The organism is Frankia sp. CcI156 (assembly GCF_001983015.1).
Classification (GTDB): Bacteria; Actinomycetota; Actinomycetes; order Frankiales; family Frankiaceae; genus Frankia; species Frankia casuarinae.
Genome location: NZ_MOMD01000037.1, coordinates 51,425 through 71,092 on the forward strand (window position 1 = coordinate 51,425; position 19,668 = coordinate 71,092).

At 71.6% G+C, this 19,668-nt stretch carries 17 protein-coding genes; 7 read left to right on the top strand and 10 right to left on the bottom strand.

Annotated elements, in window-relative coordinates; genetic code table 11:
* Nucleotides 1-124 precede the first annotated feature (124 nt).
* A complete protein-coding gene (locus CcI156_RS24945; RefSeq protein ID WP_308726841.1) occupies nucleotides 125-256 on the bottom strand; it encodes a hypothetical protein in 132 nt (43 codons plus the stop codon).
* 381 nt (nucleotides 257-637) lie between these two features.
* Here CcI156_RS24945 and CcI156_RS14895 point away from each other — a divergent pair, with 381 nt between their 5' ends.
* The 5 genes from CcI156_RS14895 (at nucleotide 638) to CcI156_RS14915 (ending at nucleotide 5,068) form a co-directional block, all read left to right on the top strand.
* Nucleotides 638-940: an urease subunit gamma gene (locus tag CcI156_RS14895; RefSeq protein WP_035732629.1), complete on the top strand. Its 303-nt coding sequence runs from the start codon at nucleotides 638-640 to the stop codon at nucleotides 938-940.
* Nucleotides 937-1,317 (top strand): urease subunit beta, encoded by a 381-nt coding sequence (locus CcI156_RS14900; protein WP_011435286.1) that lies wholly within the window; start codon nucleotides 937-939, stop codon nucleotides 1,315-1,317. Before CcI156_RS14895 ends, CcI156_RS14900 begins: the two co-directional genes overlap by 4 nt.
* Nucleotides 1,314-3,041 carry an urease subunit alpha gene (locus CcI156_RS14905; protein WP_076806322.1) on the top strand — a complete coding sequence of 576 codons (1,728 nt, stop codon included), beginning with the start codon at nucleotides 1,314-1,316 and terminating at the stop codon, nucleotides 3,039-3,041. The genes CcI156_RS14900 and CcI156_RS14905 overlap by 4 nt, the downstream gene beginning before the upstream one ends.
* Before the next feature lie 235 nt (nucleotides 3,042-3,276).
* Entirely contained in the window at nucleotides 3,277-3,966 is a 690-nt protein-coding gene (locus tag CcI156_RS14910; protein ID WP_175637595.1) for an urease accessory protein UreF, read from the top strand.
* Nucleotides 3,967-4,108: 142 nt separating this feature from the next.
* Nucleotides 4,109-5,068, top strand: a complete 960-nt coding sequence (locus CcI156_RS14915; RefSeq protein WP_076806327.1) for an urease accessory protein UreD — start codon at nucleotides 4,109-4,111, stop codon at nucleotides 5,066-5,068.
* A 279-nt stretch (nucleotides 5,069-5,347) separates the two neighbouring features.
* Here the strand turns inward: CcI156_RS14915 and CcI156_RS14920 are convergent, their stop codons facing one another.
* Complete coding sequence (locus CcI156_RS14920) at nucleotides 5,348-6,820, bottom strand: glycosyltransferase (RefSeq protein WP_254847442.1); 1,473 nt, start codon at nucleotides 6,818-6,820, stop codon at nucleotides 5,348-5,350.
* A gap of 466 nt (nucleotides 6,821-7,286) precedes the next feature.
* Here CcI156_RS14920 and CcI156_RS14925 point away from each other — a divergent pair, with 466 nt between their 5' ends.
* A complete protein-coding gene (locus CcI156_RS14925; RefSeq protein ID WP_076806332.1) occupies nucleotides 7,287-7,964 on the top strand; it encodes a TetR/AcrR family transcriptional regulator in 678 nt (225 codons plus the stop codon).
* A gap of 194 nt (nucleotides 7,965-8,158) precedes the next feature.
* Here the strand turns inward: CcI156_RS14925 and hpnH are convergent, their stop codons facing one another.
* Both hpnH and CcI156_RS14935 read right to left on the bottom strand, forming a co-directional pair.
* A complete protein-coding gene (gene hpnH / locus CcI156_RS14930) occupies nucleotides 8,159-9,163 on the bottom strand; it encodes an adenosyl-hopene transferase HpnH (RefSeq protein ID WP_011435280.1) in 1,005 nt (334 codons plus the stop codon).
* Between the two features lie 313 nt (nucleotides 9,164-9,476).
* The gene (locus tag CcI156_RS14935; RefSeq protein ID WP_011435279.1) at nucleotides 9,477-10,052 is read right to left on the bottom strand and encodes a PaaI family thioesterase; all 576 of its coding nucleotides are present in this window, start codon (nucleotides 10,050-10,052) and stop codon (nucleotides 9,477-9,479) included.
* 59 nt (nucleotides 10,053-10,111) lie between these two features.
* Here CcI156_RS14935 and CcI156_RS14940 point away from each other — a divergent pair, with 59 nt between their 5' ends.
* Nucleotides 10,112-10,477: a helix-turn-helix domain-containing protein gene (locus CcI156_RS14940; protein ID WP_011435278.1), complete on the top strand. Its 366-nt coding sequence runs from the start codon at nucleotides 10,112-10,114 to the stop codon at nucleotides 10,475-10,477.
* Nucleotides 10,478-10,563: 86 nt separating this feature from the next.
* Here CcI156_RS14940 and ispH read toward each other — a convergent pair whose 3' ends face one another.
* From ispH to hpnC, 6 genes are all read right to left on the bottom strand, one after another.
* Nucleotides 10,564-12,390 carry a 4-hydroxy-3-methylbut-2-enyl diphosphate reductase gene (gene ispH / locus CcI156_RS14945; protein WP_254847443.1) on the bottom strand — a complete coding sequence of 609 codons (1,827 nt, stop codon included), beginning with the start codon at nucleotides 12,388-12,390 and terminating at the stop codon, nucleotides 10,564-10,566.
* A complete protein-coding gene (locus CcI156_RS14950; RefSeq protein ID WP_076806334.1) occupies nucleotides 12,387-14,612 on the bottom strand; it encodes a prenyltransferase/squalene oxidase repeat-containing protein in 2,226 nt (741 codons plus the stop codon). The genes ispH and CcI156_RS14950 overlap by 4 nt, the downstream gene beginning before the upstream one ends.
* A 100-nt stretch (nucleotides 14,613-14,712) precedes the next feature.
* Nucleotides 14,713-15,729 carry a polyprenyl synthetase family protein gene (locus tag CcI156_RS14955; RefSeq protein WP_011435275.1) on the bottom strand — a complete coding sequence of 339 codons (1,017 nt, stop codon included), beginning with the start codon at nucleotides 15,727-15,729 and terminating at the stop codon, nucleotides 14,713-14,715.
* A complete protein-coding gene (gene hpnE, locus CcI156_RS14960; RefSeq protein ID WP_076806337.1) occupies nucleotides 15,726-17,435 on the bottom strand; it encodes a hydroxysqualene dehydroxylase HpnE in 1,710 nt (569 codons plus the stop codon). The genes CcI156_RS14955 and hpnE overlap by 4 nt, the downstream gene beginning before the upstream one ends.
* Nucleotides 17,432-18,346, bottom strand: coding sequence for a presqualene diphosphate synthase HpnD (gene hpnD / locus CcI156_RS14965; RefSeq protein WP_011435273.1), 915 nt, complete (start codon nucleotides 18,344-18,346; stop codon nucleotides 17,432-17,434). The genes hpnE and hpnD overlap by 4 nt, the downstream gene beginning before the upstream one ends.
* Complete coding sequence (gene hpnC / locus CcI156_RS14970; RefSeq protein ID WP_076806339.1) at nucleotides 18,343-19,434, bottom strand: squalene synthase HpnC; 1,092 nt, start codon at nucleotides 19,432-19,434, stop codon at nucleotides 18,343-18,345. Before hpnC ends, hpnD begins: the two co-directional genes overlap by 4 nt.
* Nucleotides 19,435-19,668 lie beyond the last annotated feature (234 nt).

A 19,668-nucleotide genomic window follows, 5' to 3' on the forward strand; every position in this document is an offset into this window, starting at 1 on the left:
CAACGGCGAAATCACCCCCATTACTTCCTTTACTCCAAGACAAGCCGGGTGTCCCCGGAGTCGGCGGACCGGCACCACCCGCCGGGAGGGCGGCGATGGCGTGATTGTTGTTTGCCACGTGTCATTACCCACCATGCGCCGGAGCCAGYCGGTAACGCGGGTGGAACACCATGTTGACCAGGGACGGGAAGAACACGACGATCCCGGCGATCATGCCGACCGCGGCGCGGCCCCGCCCGAAGACCAGTGTGAGCAACCGAACCCCTGTCAGCCTCATTCCGGGCGTACCCCCACCTGCCGGTCGGTCCGACCGGCCCGAGCGGTTCCCCGGACGCCAGAGCGGTTCCCCGGACGCTAGAAAGGATGCGTATCGGTCCCATCGCGCCCGGGTGAATTACCAGTAACTCCATTCTTACTGTTGACGGAACCACGCTCCCGCGGCGTCCCCGGCAATGTCGGGACAGAAACCTGGACGAAACTTTTCTTGGGTTGCGAGAGCGTCGCCGTTCACCTGACCGTCACATTGCGCCCCGATATGTCCGACGAGCATCGGGGCCGGAGCGTCGCCGGCATGTCGTGGACCGCGCCGAACCGAACCAGGCCGGCGGCATTCCCCGACCTGCTAGGCTTCGCATTCGTGCTGCTGAGCCCCCATGAACAGGAACGACTGCTGATCCATGTGGCGGCCGGGCTCGCCCGTGAACGGCGAGCCCGTGGGCTGCGGCTGAACCATCCCGAAGCGACCGCGATCATCACCTCGTTCCTGCTGGAGGGCGCGCGGGACGGTCGCGGCGTCGCGGACCTGATGAGCGCCGGGCGAACCGTGCTCACCCGGGACGACGTCATGGAGGGCGTGCCGGAGATGCTCGGCGAGGTGCAGGTCGAAGCCACCTTCCCGGACGGCACCAAGCTGGTCACCGTCCACCGGCCGATCCCGTGATCCCCGGGGAGATCCTGACCGGCGACGATCCCGTCGAGATCAACGCCGGACGCCCGGTACGCACGGTGCTGGTCCGTAACATGGGCGACCGGCCGGTGCAGGTCGGCTCGCACTACCACTTCGCCGCGGCGAACCCCGCTCTCGACTTCGACCGGGCGAGTGCCTGGGGCCACCGGCTCGCGGTGCCCGCCGGCACCGCGGTCCGCTTCGAACCCGGCGTGGAACGCGAGATCGAACTGGTGCCGCTGGCCGGCGCCCGGGTCGTGCCGGGCCTGCGGCCGGAATCGGCCGGCCCGTTGGACGCCGCGAGCGGCACCCGGATTGCGGACACCGCGACGATCGAGGATATATCGGGCTTTCAGGGAGAGGGTTCGTGAGCCGACTCGACCGCTCCCGCTACGCGGCGCTGTACGGCCCCACGGTCGGCGACCGTATCCGGCTCGCGGACACCGACCTGTTCATCGAGGTGACGGAGGACCGCAGCCGCGGGCCGGCGGGCACCGGGACCGGTGACGAGGCCGTCTTCGGGGGCGGCAAGGTCATCCGTGAGTCGATGGGGCAGTCCCTGGCAACCCGCGCCGAGGGTGYGCCCGACCTCGTCATCACCGGCGCCGTCGTTCTCGACCACTGGGGTKTGGTCAAGGCCGACGTGGGGATCCGCGATGGCCGGATCGTCGCGCTGGGTAAGGCCGGCAACCCGGACACAATGGACGGCGTCCATCCCGAGCTGGTGATGGGGCCCGGCACCGAGATCATCGCCGGTAACGGGAAGATCCTCACCGCCGGCGCGGTGGACTGCCACGTCCATCTGATCTGCCCGCAGCAGGTTCCGGAGGCGCTGGGCGCCGGCATCACCACGCTGATCGGCGGCGGCACCGGCCCGGCCGAGGGCACGAAGGCGACGACGGTGACGCCCGGATCCTGGAACCTGGCGCGGATGCTGTCCGCGCTGGACGACTGGCCGGTCAACGTTGTCCTGCTCGGCAAGGGCAACACGGTCAGCGACGAGTCGATGTGGGAACAGCTGCGCGCCGGGGCGGCCGGCTTCAAGCTGCACGAGGACTGGGGGACGACGCCGGCCGCAATCGACGCCTGCCTGCGGGTCGCCGACGCCGCCGGCGTCCAGGTTGCGCTGCACTCCGACACCCTGAACGAGGCCGGCTTCGTCGAGGACACGCTGGCCGCCATCGCCGGCCGGGCGATCCATGCGTACCACACCGAGGGGGCCGGCGGCGGGCATGCCCCGGACATCATCACGGTCGCGGCCGCCGGCAACGTGCTGCCGTCATCGACGAATCCGACCCGCCCGCACACCGTCAACACCCTCGACGAGCACCTCGACATGCTGATGGTCTGTCACCATCTCAACCCCAGCGTGCCCGAGGACCTGGCCTTCGCCGAGAGCCGGATCCGGCCGTCGACGATCGCCGCCGAGGACATCCTGCACGACCTGGGCGCGATCTCGATGATCGGTTCGGACTCGCAGGCGATGGGCCGGATCGGCGAGGTCGTCCTGCGTACCTGGCAGACCGCGCATGTGATGAAGCTCCGGCGCGGGTCCCTGGCCGGCGACGATCGGGCCGACAACACCCGGGCCCGACGCTACATCGCCAAGTACACGATCTGCCCGGCGGTGGCGCACGGCCTGGACGCGGAGATCGGCTCGGTGGAGCCCGGCAAGCTCGCCGACCTGGTGCTGTACGACCCGGYGTTCTTCGGGGTGCGGCCGTCGCTGGTCCTCAAGGGCGGGTTCATCGCCTGGGCCGCGATGKGCGATGCGAACGCCTCCATCCCGACCCCGCAGCCGGTGCTGCCCCGGCCGATGTGGGGAGCCGCCCGTGGTCCGGCCGCCGCGTCGTCGTTGATCTTCGTTGCCCCGGCGGCGATCGAGGACGGGCTGCCCGGACGGCTGGGGCTCGCCACCCCGGTGGTGCCGGTCGCGGATGTGCGCCGCCGCGGCAAGGCGGATCTTCCCGAGAACACCGCGACACCGGACATCCGGGTGGACCCCGACACGTTCACCGTCACGGTGGACGGTGAGGCGATCGAGGCGGATCCGGTGAGCGAACTCCCGATGACCCAGCGCTACTTCCTGTTCTGAATGTTCTGATTCTGAGTGTTCTGACGGTTCTTACCACGGCTGTCACTGCGTATCCAGAGGCTTCCGGGCCCGATGAATGTAAACGCCACAGCGGTTCGGACACTGACTAACGCCGGGAGCGGCTACGGTGACGATTGAGGGCGATACCGCACGGGACGGCGGGACCGAGGACGTGGCTGGTCCGACCGGGCGATCCGGACGRCGGGCGACGCTGCTGGTCCTCGCGGACGGCCGGATGCCCACGGGAGGTCACGCCCACTCGGGCGGTGTTGAAGCAGCGGTGACGGACGGGAGTCTGGCGAACCTGTCCGACCTGGCGGCCTTCCTCGTCGGACGGCTCACCACGACCGGCCTGGTCGCCGCGGCCTTCGCGGCCGCAGCCTGCCGGGCCGGCACGCAGCCGGGTCCCGCGACGCGGGCGCCACACGCCGACCACGTCCCCACCGCATCCGTCACACCCGTCACCATCGTCACACCCACCACCATCGCCACCTTGGACGCCGAGCTCGACGCCCGGATGCCCTCCCCCGCCCAACGCGACGCGAGCCGGGCTCAGGGGCGCACGCTGCTGCGAGCGGGCCGGGCCGCCTGGCCCGTGCCGCCCGGTCCACGTGCACCGCACCACCCGTGCGCACTAGGCATGGTCGCCGCGGGCGCGGGCCTGCGTCCCTCGGACGCCGCCCTGGTCGCCGCCCACACCACGGTCACCGGACCCGCGACCGCCGCGACCCGCCTGATGGGGCTGGACCCCTTGGCCGTCACCGCCGTGCTCGCCCGGCTCGCCGACGAGGTCGAGGCGATCGCGCTGGCCGGCGCGGAGGCTTCCYGACGCCCGCCCCGGCTGCTGCCCGCCGTCACCGGTATCCGCCTCGATCTCCTGGCCGAACGGCACCGCACCACGGCGCTACGGATGTTCACATCCTGACCGGTGYCCGCCGACTCGTCGTCATCGGTCCCAGACCCGGCCCGTCGGCTACTCGCATGGTCGGCTACTCGRCCGATCGCGATCGCGCGGCGCCGGGTGGACCCGCGGGCGCCGGCCGATCCCGTCGCCCCCGGCTGGCACCATGGCAGCCATGAGACGGGGGGTCATCCTGGGCGGGGTCGCGGCCGGGCCGGAGGGCCCCCTCGTCACGGCCGCCCGAACGGGCCGCACGGCCGTACGGGCACGGGCCGTCATCCGGGTCGAATCGGCTCCGGACGGCACGGCGAGGCTCATCGAGTTGCGCTCCGACGTGCCGATCGTCCTGCGCCAGACCGGAGCATCCCCTGGTCGGACCAGGGCCCCGTCTACGGTGCCCGCGCTATCCGCGGACGCGCTGCCGACCGCGACGGTTCACCTGGTCAACGCGACCGCCGGACCGCTGGCGGGTGATGATCTGGGACTCGACATCTCCGTCGGCAGCGGGGTGCGCCTGGTGGTGCGTTCGGTGGCCGCGACGGTGGCCCTGCCCGGTCACGGGCCCGGGCCGTCCCGCTTCACCGTGTCGGCACGGGTGGCCCCGGGTGGCGCGCTGGACTTCGCGCCGGAGCCGACCGTCGCGGCGCGGGGCTCGGACCATCTCCTGGTGACCGATGTGCACTTGGCGACCACGGCCTGGCTACGGCTGCGCGAGGAGATCGTGCTGGGCCGATTCGGGGAGACGACCGGATCGATACGTAGCACCCTGCGGGTGGACATGGACGCCCATGCGGAGGTGGATCCGCCATCCGAACCGACCCCCCTGCTGCGCCAGGATCTCGTCCTCGGTCCCGAGATACCTGGCCTGACCGGACCAGCCCTCCTCGGCTCGGCTCGTGCCCTCGGGTCGCTCCTCGTCGCGGGGCCCGATCCGGTGGGCTCTCCGGCAGCCCGGCGGGAGTCCGTGCCGGCAAAGAGGGCGGAATCCGGCGCGCAAGCGGCCGTCGCGGRCGGGGTGGCGCTGCTTCCCCTGGCTGGTCCGGGTTATCTCATCTCCGCCCTTGCCGAGAATGCGGTTACTCTCCGACGTCGTCTGGAACAAGGGCSGGCTCCTGCCACGGTCTGACTCGGACGGGCAGTCAGGCGCGGGTGCGGTGCCGTAGAGCCGATAGAACAGCGCGACCGCCTGTCCGGCGCGGGCCCGGCGGTTACTGTCGCGGTCCAAGCCGGAGGSCGACCCAGCAGGGCGACGATCTGCCTGTCGCGGATGGTGAGGCCGACCGCCAGCCGGTCCTGTTCGACTGTCCCGGCCGGGATGGATGACTCACTCACGCGACGGAGCGTTCCTAGCCACCGCCCTCTACCGACTCGGCCACGGCACCCCGYCCTAGCTCGGGACCACCGGCTAGGTCCGGGGCTGATCGGTCGATCCGCCCCGGACCGGCGGCGAGGCCGATGACGATGCGGGCCACCGCGTGGGAGTGGGCGTCGGTATGGACGTAGGCGTGGGGGAAGCCGGCGCCACGGCCGGCGCGGGGACCGCCGAGGATGTCGCCATTACCAGGGGTGTTGCGGGCACCGTGGACGAGGCGGATGGCAAAGCCGATGAGCCGCCGGCGGAGGCCGATGAGCCGCCGGAGTCGGGCGGCCCGGCCACCGAACCCTCACGCCGTTCACCCGGGCCGTTCGGATACTCGGGGGCGGCGGCCGGGGCACCGTGATCCTGGTAGGTACGTCCCTTCCAGGCCGCTCCCCGCCCGGCCCGCTTGAGCCGCGCCGAGTCCACCGTCATCGCGAGGTACAGCACGGCCACTCCGGGGAGCAGCAGGGCCAGCGGCAGCGGCTGACAATAGTAGCGGGTCATCGGCAGATAGGTGACAGTCATGATCAACCAAGCGATCCCACCGACGAGAGCCGTGGCGACGTCGCCGGTCACGATGCCCACGATGGTCGCGACCACTGGGATGACGAAGACCAGGCTCAGTCCCAACACGGTCCCGACCAGCAGCGACGGGGAGTGCCGCAACTGCGCATAGGCGCTGCGGGACACCATCTTCCACAGATCCGCGAGCCGCGGATACGGGCGCTGGCTGTGGACCTGCTCGGCGAGTCCGAGCCACGTCCGCCCGCCCGAGCGCTTGATGATCCGCGYGATCGCCACGTCGTCGATGACGGCGCCGCGCACCTCCGCCAGTCCACCGGCCGCCGCAAGGGCCTCCCGGCGGATCAGGGAGCATCCGCCGGCCGCGGCGGCCACCCGCGAACCCGGCCGGTTCGACCACCGGAACGGGTACAGCATCGCGAAGAAGTGCACGAAGGCCGGGACGATCAGACGCTCCCAGCCGGTCTGCACCCGTAGCACGGCCATCTGCGACACCATGTCCAGCTTCTGGGAGGTCGCCGACTCGACGAGCGCGGTCAGCGATCCCGGGCGGTGGGAGATGTCCGCGTCGGTGAGGAGCAGGAAGTCGACGTCGCCAGCRCACTCGATGCCCCGCCGCAGCGCCCACAGCTTCCCGGTCCAGCCAGTGGGGGGTTCGGTGGATGTGGTCATGGCCGGCGTCACGTTGGTCTCACCACGCGCGGCGGCCTGTTCCGCCAGGTCCCGGGCAACCTCCGTGGTCCCGTCGGTGGAACCGTCGTCCACCAGGATCAGCTGGACAGGACCGGGATAGTCCTGGGCAAGCAGCGTCGGAAGCGTCACGGGAAGCACGTCGGCCTCGTCCCGAGCCGGCACGACGATCGCCACACTGGGCCAAGCGGTCGGCGCCTGCCGGGATGGCAGGCGCTGATCGGTCCGCCAGAAGAACCCATGGCCGACGGTCAGGTAGAGCCAGGCGAGCAGAGAGGCAACGGCGACCCACAGCAGCACTGTCACAGAAAGTGATACTGCCACGGGCCCCTCAAGGGCGTGCGGGCGCCCTGGGTAATGCGGGGTTACAAGGCTTCCGTCCCGGTCTGGYCGAGCCGGTATGGAGATCYCCCCCCCGAAACTCTCCTGCCGCGCCACCATGAAATCCCAGGCCTCCGGCCGGCGGCGGGGTAGCCGACATGAGCATCGACGATGGTGCCCACCACGCCCCGCGGCAACAATGAGCACCTCCCGTAACCTCATGATCGACAGGGGTGATCGGAGATACCCGGCTGCAACCAGTTGAAAACGAAAAGTGATCGGCGATGCGCGACGAACGGCTGGCGAGGGCGCGACCAGGGGGCGAGGCAACAGCCACGGATCGGCGTCCGTCGGCGGTTGCGGGTGCATCGGAGCAGCTTCGTCACGACCAGGCCCGCTCGTGCCGGGACGGTAGTGGGTACAACGGCCTCGGCTACACCATAATCAAGGGGTGACACGAAGCCGTCGTACCGAGCAGACGGCTGACACCCGTCAGGCCCTGATCTCCGCCGCCCGCCGTCGGTTCGCCGAACAGGGGTTCGCCTCCACCGGCACCGAGGAGATCGTCGCCGACGCGCAGGTCACCCGCGGCGCGCTTTATCACCACTTCCGCGACAAGGCCGCACTGTTTCRCACCGTGATGGAACAGGTCGCGACGGAGGTGGCCGAACAGCTCGTCGCCGGTGAACTTGCCCGGGACGCGGAGCTTCCCAGCGACGCCTGGACGCAGCTCCGGTCCGGGTTCCAGTCCCTGCTCGACATCTCCACCGCGGACAGCGACTTCCAGCGCATTGTCCTCGTCGACGGTCCGGCCGTGCTGGGCAACGACGCCTGGGATGCGCTCGTTGAGAAGCACGGCTACCGGCTGCTCTCGGAGTGGCTGGAGCGCGCGATGGCCGAGGACCGCATCGACCCGCTGCCAGTGGTCCCGCTGACCAGGCTGGTCGCCGCCCTGCTGTCGGAGGCGAGCATCTACACCGCCGGCGCCGCGGACCCGGACACCGCCCGCCTCGAGGTCGGCACCGTGCTCGACCGGCTGCTGCGCGGGCTCGGCCGCGGTGGCGATCTCGCCGAGCAGCCGCCGGTCAGTGCCGACGGCGGCGCCGGCTCCCGCGGGACCGCCGGCTAAGGCCGGCTGGCGTCGTCAACGCCAGCGAAACCCTGCTCCCGCCGGCCCTGCTCCCGCCGACGCGAGGCGGGGCGGCACAGACGACGACCGCCCCGACCGGGTGAACCCGGTCGGGGCGGCGACCTGCCGGCCGGACGACGTCACCTGACGGTGACGGTGGCGCCGTGAGCCGGCTCAGACCACGATGAGCCAGCTCAGACGCTGCGGGCCGCTCGGATGGACTCCTTGAGGGAACCCATGGTGGCCAGCACCGCGGAGGTCTCATAGCCGCAGTGCGCCATGCAGTTCGCGCACCGCGGGTCCTTGCCACGACCGTAGGCGTCCCAGTCGGTGGTCTCGACGAGCTCCTTGTAGGACGAGACGTACCCGTCACTCATCAGGTAGCAGGGCTTCTGCCAGCCGAAGAGCGAGTAGCTCGGGATGCCCCACGCGGTGCAGCTGAGCTCCCTCTTACCCTCCAGGAAGTCCAGGAAGACCGGCGAGTGGTTGAGCCGGAACTTCTTGCGCCGGCCGTCCGCGAAGACCTTCGAGAACATCTCGCGGGTCTCCTGGACCCCCAGGAAGTGCTCCTGGTCGGGCGCCTTCTCGTAGGCATAGCCGGGTGAGAGCTGGATCTGGTCGACCTTGAGGTCGTCGTTGAGGAACGTCAGGATGTCGATGACGTCCTGCGGGCTGTCGTTGTTGAAGAACGTCGAGTTGGACCCGACCCGGAAGCCCGCGGCCTTCGCCGCGTGGAAGGCACGGACGCACTCGTCGAACGTGCCCTCCTTCTCCACCACCGCGTCGTGCCGCTCACGCAGACCGTCGATGTGCAGGACGAAGGTGAAGTACGGCGACGGGGTGAAGTTCTTGAGCTTCTTCTGGAGCAGCAGCCCGTTCGTGCAGAGGATCACGAACTTCTTGCGCTTGACCAGCTGGTTCACGATCTCGTGGATCTGCGGGTGCATCAGCGGCTCGCCGCCCGCGATCGCGACCACCGGAGCACCGCATTCCTCCACCGCGGCCAAGGCGTCGTCGACGCTCATCCGCTGCTTGAGCACGGACGCCGGATGCTGGATCTTGCCACATCCAGTGCAGGACAGGTTGCAGGCAAACAGCGGCTCCAGCTCCAGTACGAGCGGGAAGTGCTTGCGACGAAGCAGCTTCTGCTTCGCCAGGTAGGTCCCAATCCGGAGCTGGTACCGCCACTCGACCGCCACGGCTGGCCCCCTCTCGTTAGGTCACCAGTGGATGAGCGATGATCTCTGCATTGACCATACAGCGTGTACGTACAGACTGCATGTGGATCGTCCGATGAACTGCCCCACAAGGGTGTCCGTTAGCCGACCCCGCCGAGTTGCGGACACCGGGAAGACAAGGCCGGGACAGCGCGGACACGGGTTCGGGACAGTCCACGGACGATGTCGGGCCAGCAGCCCGACGACGTBYCCGTGGTCGCATCCGGCCCGGCCGAGCGTCGGGTCGGGTCTCCGGCCAGGCCGCGGAATCAGGCCATGGGATCAGGCCATGGGATCAGGCCGTCTCACCCATGATCAGACAGGTGCTGCTGGCGGTGGCCACGACCTTGCCCTGGTCATCCCGGACGTCTCCCTCAGCGAAAGCCACCCGCCGTCCCGGCCTGGTCACCCAGCCGTGCGCGGTKAGCCGGCTCGGCCGGCCGACGACGACGCGTACCGGCCGCAGGTAATTAACCTTGATCTCGATGGAGGTATACGCCACCGCGGCCGCCAGCGTGGAGTGCACCGCGCAGGCAGTCGCGGTGTCCAGGATCGTGCAGACCAGGCCACCGTGGACGAGGCCGATCGGGTTGTAGGCCGACTCGTCCGGCAGACAGGTGAAGACAACGTCTCCCGGCGCGACCTCGACCGGCCGGAAGTCGAACAGGCGGGAGATCGGGGGCGGCGGAATGCGCCCGTCACGCATCGCGGACAGGAACTCCAACCCGCTCAGCGACGCCGCCGCCGCGGCGACCGGCAGCGGGTCGTGCCAGGTGATCGTCTTGCTCCGCGGCTCGCCCCAGGCAGCCGGGTCGTGCGGGTGGCCTGAGGCGGATTCGGGCCGCGCGGATTCGGGCTCAGTCGTGGTCATGCCCGCAGCCTAGACTGGCTGCATTCAGGATACGTACCCAGTATCGATAGGATGCACCGATGCAGGAATCGTCCGACGGCCCGCGGGCCTGTCCGATCGCGCGGACGCTGGAGGTCGTGGGTGAGCGCTGGTCCCTGCTGGTCATCCGGGAGATCACGCTGGGGGTCCACCGCTTCGAGGGCATCCGGGCCGGCACCGGGGCGCCCCGAGCCGTGCTGGTCGAGCGGCTGCGGGCGCTGGAGCGCGCGGGGGTGCTGGAGCGTCAGCCGTACCAGGAGGCGGGCGCCCGGTCCCGGCACGAGTACCGGCTGACGTCCTCCGGCCGGGACCTAGCACCGGTCCTGCTGGCCCTGCGCCGGTGGGGTGAGCGGCACGCCGCACCGACCCGGCCGCCCGCGGCCGATCGCGGCGCCGCATCCGGCTGAACCGAACCCCACCGTGTCGCCCGGGCGACGCCACCGGCTTCGCCCTCGCCGGGCCGCACCTCGGGACCGCCCGGGAGCCGGGCGCACTATGGCCCTGGAACGGGCGCCGGGGCCGGTCGGCGCAGTTCCTTGGGCAGGTGGAAGGCGAGCGTCTCGGTGCCGACGGAACGCACCGAGACGTCCGTCGCGCCGAGACCCGACAACGCGGTCAGGAGCTCGTTGACGAGGGACGGCGGGGCCGAGGCGCCGGCCGAGATGCCGATCGTGTCCACGCCGGCAAGCCAGGACAGATGCACGTCCCCGACGTCCCCGACCAGATGCGCCTCGACGCCGTCGCGCCTGCTCACCTCGACGAGCCGCACGGAGTTCGCGCTGTTGGCCGAGCCGACGACGAGGACGAGCTGGGCCTCCTCGGCAACCTTGCGGACCGCGTTCTGCCGGTTCGAGGTCGCGTAGCAGATATCGGTGGAGCCCGGCCCGACGATCRCCGGGAACCGCTCCGTCAACGCGTCGACGACCTCCGCGGCCTCGTCCAGGGCCAGCGTGGTCTGCATGAGGTAGGTAACGCGCTCGGGATCGGGAACGTCGAGGGAGCCGACGTCGGCCGAGGACTCGACCAGCGTGATGCGGCCGGGCGCCTCGCCGAGGGTTCCGTCCACCTCCTCGTGGCCGGAATGGCCGATGAGCAGCACGGTGTCCCCGCGGGCGGTGAACCGGCGGGCCTCGGTGTGCACCTTCTCCACCAGCGGACAGGTGGCGTCGATAACGGACAGGCCGYGCTCGCCCGCCTGGTCCCAGACGGCCGGGGCCACTCCGTGCGCGGAGAAGACGACCGTCGAGCCGCCGGGCACCTCGTCGAGCTCCTCGACGAAGATCGCTCCACGGCTGGCCAGGTCGGCTACCACGTGGGCGTTGTGCACGATCTGCTTACGGACGTAGACCGGCGCGCCGTAGATCTCCAGGGCGCGCTCGACGACCTCGATCGCCCGTTCGACGCCGGCGCAGAACGCCCGCGGCTCGGCGAGCAGAACCTGGCGACGGCCGACCGCGGCGGCCCACGCCTCGATGGGGCGCCCGAGCGGACGCATCGTGCGCAGACCACGGATTCCGCGGCGGGCCAGGTCGATACGTCCCAGCGGCTGCGCCGCCGTGTCGACGATGACGCGGACGGCGGCGAACGGCACGTCGCCGACTCCCGCCGCCAGCTCCGCGGACTCCATGTCGACGGCAAGGGCCCCGGTCGCGGCGAGTTCCGCGCGGGCCGTGCCGCCGACGAGCCGCGGCACGGTGACGATCGGGCCGACGTGCACGGTGAGCCCGAGCCGGCGCAGGTCGCCGGCCAGCAGGGGCGCGGCCGCGCAACGGCCGGCGACGGTGCCGTCGGCGTTGCGGATCTCGCTGGCCACGACGACGTCACCGGGCTCGATCCCGGCCGCCAGTCCCCCGGAGAGACCGACGAGGGCGACGGCGTCCGGGCCTGTGTCGCGCACCAGCCGGGCGGCCTTGCGCGCCCGTTCCGGACCCATGCCGGTGCGCACGATGACGGTGTCCGCGCTGAGGCCCGACCGACCGGCGGCCATTGCCTCGACCCGCAGGGCCGCCGCGACGACCAGCCGCGCCCGACCGCGCACGGGGGTTGGCTCCTGCTCCGGGACGACCGCCGCGGCCGGCCGGTGGACCGACGCCGGGAGCGCGGCCGACGGCAGGGACGGCGACGACGACTCCTGCGCCGGGATCTCGGTGGGGGAGGCCGGAACGGTCCTGATCCCGGCACCCGCGGCCGCGGCGACGGCCCTCTGAGCCGCGCTCGTCGTGGCGGCGGACGCGCCGTCCCCGGCGGACGCGCCGTCCCCGACGTCCCCTGCGCCCCCGGCGTTCCCGTCGCCGCCGGCCGCGGATGCGAAGATGTTCATGGCGTGGCCACCCCGGTGAGGGTCACGTACCGACCGAGCGCGGTCAGCGGGAAGACCAGCCGGTACAGGTGGTAGTTGAGGTAGAAGTCACCGGGGAAACCGGTTCCGGTGAACTGGGGCTCGTCCCAGGTCCCATCCGGCCGCTGGGTCTCGCACAGCCAGCGCACTCCCCGTTTGACGGCCTTGCTGTGCGGGTCGACAGCCAGCAGCGCGAGCAGGGCCCAGGCGGTCTGCGAGGCGGTGAGCTCACCCCGACCGATCCAGGCCGGATCGTCGTAGGAGCGTGGGTCCTCACCCCATCCACCGTCGGGCGACTGGTGCTCCAGCAGCCAGCGCACCGCGGCTGTGATCGCCGGGTGGTCGGCGGGAACGCCGGCGGCGATCAGCGCCGGAACCACGGCGCCGGTGCCGTAGACGTGGTTGATCCCCCACCGGCCGAACCAGGAGCCGCCCGGTTCCTGGTTGTCCAGCAGCCATTGCACCGCCCGCCGGGTGATCGGGTGGTCGGAACGGCCGAGGTCGGCCAGCATCTCCACGATGTGGGCGGTGACGTCCGCCGACGGCGGGTCGACAACCTCGCCGAAGTCGCAGAACGGGATCTTCGCTGTCAGCGTCCGCACGTTGTCGGCGTCGAAGGCACCCCAGGCCCCGTCCGACGACCGCATGCCGACGCTCCAGTCGACCCCACGGGCCGCGGCCGCGCGCATCGCCCCGGCCAGCTGCGGGTCGACCGCCGCGAGGCCRCGGGAGGCGCGGTCACGCGCGGCCGGCGAGAGCTCGGCGGTGCCGCCCGGGGTGACGCTGCCACTCGGGGTGACGGTGCCACCCGGGGTGACATGGCTGCCACCGAGCAGGCGACGCAGCGCCAACACGACCTCGGCGGTGTCGTCGGTATCCGGGTAGAAGTCGTTGTCGAACTCGAACGCCCAGCCGCCAGGGGCGAGCGCCGGACGGCGGACCGCCCAGTCCCCGGCCACCCTGACCTCTTCGTCGACCAGCCAGCGGCCGGCCCGCACCATCGCGGGATGGTCGGCGGGGACGCCGGCGTCCGAGAGCGCGACCACCGCGAGCGCGGTGTCCCAGACCGGCGACTGGCATGCCTCGATCTGGGCGGTCGGCCCCTCCGGGGTCTCGCGCCGGATGATGTAGCGTTCCATTCCCCGGAACGCCGTGGCGATCACCGGGTGGTTGAGGGGGTATCCCATGAGATGCAGCGCCATGACGGAGTAGATCCACGGCGGCTGGATGCCCCCCCAGCACCCGTCGGCCTCCTGGCGGGCGACGACCCACTCGGTGGCCCGGCGCAGCGCCAGGGTGCGCAGCACCTTGATCGGCCGGCGCTCATAGCGGTGCAGGATCGCGTCCAACCGCTCGAAGGCGCCTTCCCAGCTGTGCAGCGGGGCCGRCTTCGGCGGCGTCACGGGTGCCGCGACCTTGATCTCGTCGATGCTGAAGCCGASGTCGCGCACGGGCCGGAGCGACCCGACGATCGTCAACGCGACGATCGTCTGGCGGGCCCAACAGCCGAAGTCGTAGACGTTCAGCGGGAACCAGGACGGCAGGAAGATCAGTTCCGGCGGCAGGACGGGCACGTCGTCCCAGGACCACTCGCCGAAGGTCGCCAGCCAGATGCGGGTGAACACCCGGGCGGCCGCCACCCCGCCCTGGGAGCGGATGAGCGCGGCCGCCGCCGCCATGTGCGGGGCGTCGGGCTCGTCACCGGCCAGACGCAGGGCGATGTACGCCTCGACCGTGGTGGACAGCTCGGCCGGTCCGCCGTAGTACGTGGCCCAGCCGCCGTCCGCGAGTTGCTGGGACCGCACCCACCGGGCGATCGGCTCGGTCTCCTCCTCGGTGCGGATGCCGAGGAACTGCTTCATGAACAGGTGTTCGGCGTCGATCGTGACGTTCGTCTCGAGGTCGCCCTTCCACCAGCCCTCCTCGGACTGCAGCCCGAGGAGGTGGTCCCGAGCCTGGTTGGCCGCGGTCATCGCCGCGGCCAGGTCCGGATCGACCGAGGTCTGCGTCGTGGGCGGGGTGCCGTCGGCGGTCGCCGCGCCACCGCCGGACACACCACCGCCGGACACACCACCGCCGGACAGCGGTGGCGAGGACCGGGAGATCCCGTAAGCGTCGGGCGTGGCGGGCGCGGGAATGTTAACGCGCTTCGAGCTCTTCGCGGCCTTTGGAGCAGCCGGGGACGGGTCCGAGGTCAGGCTCATCGACGACTCCCCTCGTCGTACATGCGATGGTCATGAAGACGATCAACGTGCTGATCGCCGGGCCGGGCGGGAACGGCGACTGCACTMACCCGTCGTCTCCTCAGCGGTCTCGTTCGGTCACGAAGCGCGCGAGGGCCAGCAGTTCCGCCTCGATCTCGGCGGGCATCGACAGCGAGCGGAGCACGTTCTCGCAGGCCTTCAGCTGGCCGTCGGCCTCGGCGGTGGTCCAGTCCCGCCCGCCGGCCCGCTCGATCAGGTCCGCGATGTGCGTCAGCTCCGCCTCGGTGGACTCCCCGGTGCCGGTGAGGAACGCCCGCAGCTCCTCGGCCGCGGCTCCGCCGGCCTCCAGGGCCACCACGACCGGCACCGACTTCTTGCGGGAACGCAGGTCCGACAACACCGGCTTGCCGGTCACCGAGGGATCACCCCAGATACCAAGCAGGTCGTCGATGAGCTGGAACGCGGTGCCGAGCCGGGAGCCGTACTCGGCGAGGGCGTTGACCATGTCGTCACCGGCCCCGGCGAGCACGGCGCCGAGGGAGGCCGAGCAGGCCAGCAGCGCGCCGGTCTTGCCGTCCTCCATGTGCAGCGTCTCGGCGACGCTGACGTCCGACCGTTTCTCGAACATCAGGTCCTCGGCCTGGCCACGGACGAGGTCCTGGACGCCCGCGCCCAGGATCAGCGCCGCACGACGGCCGGGCTCCCCCTCGACCTCCAGCAGGACCTGGGTCGCGAGGCCGAGCAGCGCGTCCCCGGCGAGGATCGCGCCGTCGGCACCGAAGATCGTCCAGGCCGTGGGCCGGTGGCGGCGCTCGGTGTCGCCGTCCATAAGATCGTCGTGCAGCAGCGAGAAGTCGTGCACCAGCTCGACGGCGACCGCTGCCGGCAGCCCGGTCTCCGCCGGGGCGCCGGCGGCCTGCGCCGACAGCAGCGCCAGCGCCGGGCGTACCAGCTTGCCCCCGCCGCCGGACAGTGGCGCGCCCTCGGCGTCGACCCAGCCGCGGTGGTAGGCGACGACGTGACGAAGTCGTGGGTGGAGCCGATCCACCGTGGCGCGCAAGGCAGGCACGGTGAGGGTCCGCCCACGCTCGATCGCATCCGGAACCGTCATGGTCATACCGGGAATCCCCCTGTGGATGTGTSCCTTGGCTGGCCGGACGGAAGCGGCCGGACGACCGCCGCCGATCCGGCGGGAACCGCGTTGTCCCCTCGTGGATCCTGTGGATCCCGCACCTGCGCGGCCGTGGCGCCGCCGCCCGGTGCGCTCACCGATTCAGTGCCTACCGGTACCGACTCACCCACCTGCTCGGGGAGCCGTCCGTCCGTCCTTCGGGCCTGCGGGCCCGGCCCGCGTGGCTCGTTGACGTCGACCCCCATACCGGCCAGGTTCTCACGGACAGCAGTGAGTCCGCTACGCACGGCCGACTCCATGGTCGCCGGCCATCCGGTGTCGGTCCAGGTTCCGGCCAGGGCGAAGCCGGTCAGGCCGGTCGACGCGCCCGGACGCAACGCGAGCGAACCGGGCACCTGCCGGAAGGTCGCCGTACGTTCCCGAGTGACGAAAACCTCCAGTGGCCCGGCCGCCCGCGCGRCCGGGAACAGCCGGGCCATCTCCTCGAYGAACAGGGTCCGCAGCTCGTTCGCCGGACGATCGACCCATGGCTCCGCCGCGGACTRCGACAGCGCCAGGTACTGGGCACCGGGCGGGCCGGCAGCGGCGAGCCCGGAGGAGACCGTGCGATCGAAGATCCATTGAATGGGCGAGTCGACCACGGCCAGGAACGGACCGTCGATCACCGGTCGAGGATAGATCATGTGCACGTTGATGATCGGCGAGTCGCCGAGCTCACGCAGCCGGGCCGCCTCGGGTTCGGCGCCGGCTGGCAGAAGGGACGCGGCGGCGGGCGGCGGCACCGCGAGCACGACCGCGTCCGCCCGCAGCACGCCGCGGTCGTCGGTGCCGGGCACCGCCGCGCCGCGACCGGTCCCGCCCGCGGTGACGGCCAGTTCCCATCCGCTGCCCGCGGCGGTGATGGACCGGACCTTCACCCCGGTGCGCACGTCGGCGCCGGCCGCGGTGAGCGTCTCCATCGCCGCGTCGCCGTGCAGTCGGGACAGGGGGACCTCGGCCCAGCCGAGGTCCCCGGCGGCGGCGCCCTCCAGCAGACCGGTCCGCACGACCTTGGCTGCGAGGCCGAGGGAGGCGTCGGCGGCGGGCACGTTCAGCGTCGCGACCGTCAGCAGTTCCCACAACGCCTTCGTCGCCGCGGGGCCCTGGCCGTGGGTGGACAACCAGGTGCCGAACGACTGCTCGTCCACCGCCGGGGAGCGCTGGTCGAGCCGCCCGAGCTGAAACGCCGCGAGCCCGGCCCGCAGCCGTTCGGCGATCGGCAGCGCCTGGTACCCCAGCAACGCCGGGGCCAGGTGCAGTGGCGCCGGCARCGGGACCCTCGTCCGGCGCAGCCGGGTCCGGGTCAACGAGTCGCCGAGCAGCACCGGCACGTCCAGCCGGGACTGCAGGGTGGTCAGGTGTTCGACGCCGAGTCGCTGCAGCAGCCCACGGTAGGCCGTGCAGCACCGCATGAACACGTGCTGGCCGGTGTCGATCCACAGCTGCCCGCGCCGGAACGACGTCGTCGCCCCGCCGAGGCGGGGACGTGCCTCCAGCAGGGTCACGCGGGCCCCRCTGTCCACGGCCAGCAGCGCCGCGGCCATGCCCGCGAGCCCRCCGCCGACGACGGCGAGATGCGGGCGTTCGTCCGTCCGCCCGGCGGGCCGCGTCCCCCATGCCGGCGCGACGTCCGCACCGGCACCCGTGGTCATGCCGCCCTCATCTCGGGCCGCCCCGCGAGGCTGCGGGCGGCGACGACCGCCTTCTCCCAGCCGGGCAGCGCCAGCCGACGATCGAGCACCGCGGACGGATCGGTCTTGATCCGCCGGTTGAGCCGCAGGTAGATGCCGGCCATCGCCCCACAACAGGCCGCGCTGCGCCGGTCGAGCAGGTCGAGCAGGACGAGCCCACGCCCATACCACTCCTCCGCTCGCTGCGCCGACGTCCGCAGGTACGCGATGAGCGCGTCGGGGGGGCCGCCGAGGCGACCGGTCGCGTCCACCTCGAGTTCGACGCCGGCGGCCTTCAGCTCCTGGCGCGGCAGGTAGATCCGGCCGCCGAGCAGGTCCTCGCGCACGTCCCGGAGGATGTTCGTCTGCTGGAGTGCGACCCCGAGGGCGTCCGCGACCCCCGAGGCGTCGCGGTGGGAGGTGGCCCGCTCGCTGCCAAAGATGCCGAGCGAGAGACGCCCGATCGTCCCGGCGACCAGGCGGCAGTAGCCGACGAGATCGTCGAACGTGTCGTAGGTGGTGCCGCGCACGTCACTCTCGACCCCGTCGGCGAGTTCGATGAACGCCTCCAACGGGATCGGGAACCGGCGGGCGGCGTCGGCGAGGGCGACGAAGACCGGATCATCGGAGCTGTTCGTCCCCAGCTCCTCGACCTCCGCGCGGACCTGCGCCAGCCCGGCGAACTTCGCCTCCTCGGGAAGATCGCCGTCGCCGATGTCGTCGAGGCGGCGGGCGAGCGCGTAGACGGCGCTCAGCGCCCCCCGCTTCTCGGCCGGCAGCAGGCGAATGCCGTAGGAGAAGTTGCGTGCCGCCTCCTTGGTCACGGCCTCGCAGGCGGCATACGCCTCCGCCACGGTCGGCCGGCCCGCGGGGAACTGCGCCGCGGTACTCATCGAACCTCACCCATCTCCGGAAGAACGGACTGTGCTGCGGGGACGCCGGCCTGGGTACTCGTCGCGGCGGTGCCGCCGTGGGCTGTGGAACCGGAACCGGAACCGGAACCCGAACCGGAACCCGGCCAGGCCCCGGCCGCGCTGGTCGCGGTGGCGACGGCGGCCGCCGTGTGCGCCACCGCCGACGCTCCGGGAGCCAGCGACCGGGCCAGCGCCGCCAGCGCGAACTCGGCGACCCGTGGCTTCGTCGCCTTCGGTGGCCCACCGAGCACGTCGTAGTCGGCGCGCCGGATCGCGTCCAACGCCGCCCGGCCCCCGCCCACGAAACCGGCCAGRGCCAGCCGCAGCCGCCCGGGCACCATCGACACCAGGGGAGCGCCCTGGTCGATCACCGTACGGGYCCGAGCGACCTCGAAGGCCATCAGATGGCGCACGGCCGGACTCGCGACGGAAGCCCGCAGATCGGCCTCGGTCACCCCGAAGGTGTCCAGATCCTCCAGCGGCAGGTAGATCCGGCCGGCGGCGAGGTCCTCGGCCACGTCCTGCCAGTGCTCGGCGAGCTGCAAGGCGGTGCACACCCGGTCCGACAGCACGACCCGGTCGGGGGTCGCCAGCCCGAAGACGCCCAGCACCATCCGTCCGATCGGATCGGCCGAGAGCGTGCAGTAGCGGACCAGGTCGTCGAAGGTCTCGTAACGGGTGACCCGCTGGTCCTGCCGGTTGGCCTCGACGAGGCGCTGGAACGGTTCGGCGGGCAGGTCACAGTCCCGCACGGTCCGCGCGAGCAGGCGCAGGACCGGCAGCTCCGGCTGCCCACCTGTCCAGATCACCTCGAGGTCCGCCGACAACCGGTCGAGCAGGGCGAGCCGGTCGCCGGCCGCCTCGTCGCCGAGGTTGTCGACGAGCCGGCTGAAGGCGTACAACGCGTTGAAGTGGAAACGAACCGCCGCGGGCAGAACGAACGGCRAGACCGGGAAGTTCTCCGCCGGGGCGGCGCGCAGCAGCTGCTCGGCGGGAGTTGCCAGGCCCGTCGCGGCCGGCTGGGCAGGCGTGCGTGATGGGCTGGTTCGGGCGTCGATGGCTGTCATACGCCTCTCCTTCGATGGCGGTCTGCACTACGGACGCGGTCGGGTCGGATCCCGCATCCCCGGATGCCACGACCGGCGCGGACGTACCCGCAGAGCCCGGGTTCGGAAGGCTCTTCGGAAGGCTCCGCGGTGGGGGTGGCTGCCCGGGTCTCGCCGAGGCGATCAGGATGCGGATCGCACCGGGTGGTCATGGGCACGATCAGCGCGGGCCGGTACGGGAGATGGGCCGGCCCT

Coding starts and splice junctions, on each gene's coding strand:
- CcI156_RS14940 (WP_011435278.1), top strand. CDS start 10,112: ATGCAGGAATCGTCCGACGGCCCGCGGGCCTGTCCGATCGCGCGGACG.
- CcI156_RS14955 (WP_011435275.1), bottom strand. CDS start 15,729: ATGACCATGACGGTTCCGGATGCGATCGAGCGTGGGCGGACCCTCACC.
- hpnD (WP_011435273.1), bottom strand. CDS start 18,346: ATGAGTACCGCGGCGCAGTTCCCCGCGGGCCGGCCGACCGTGGCGGAG.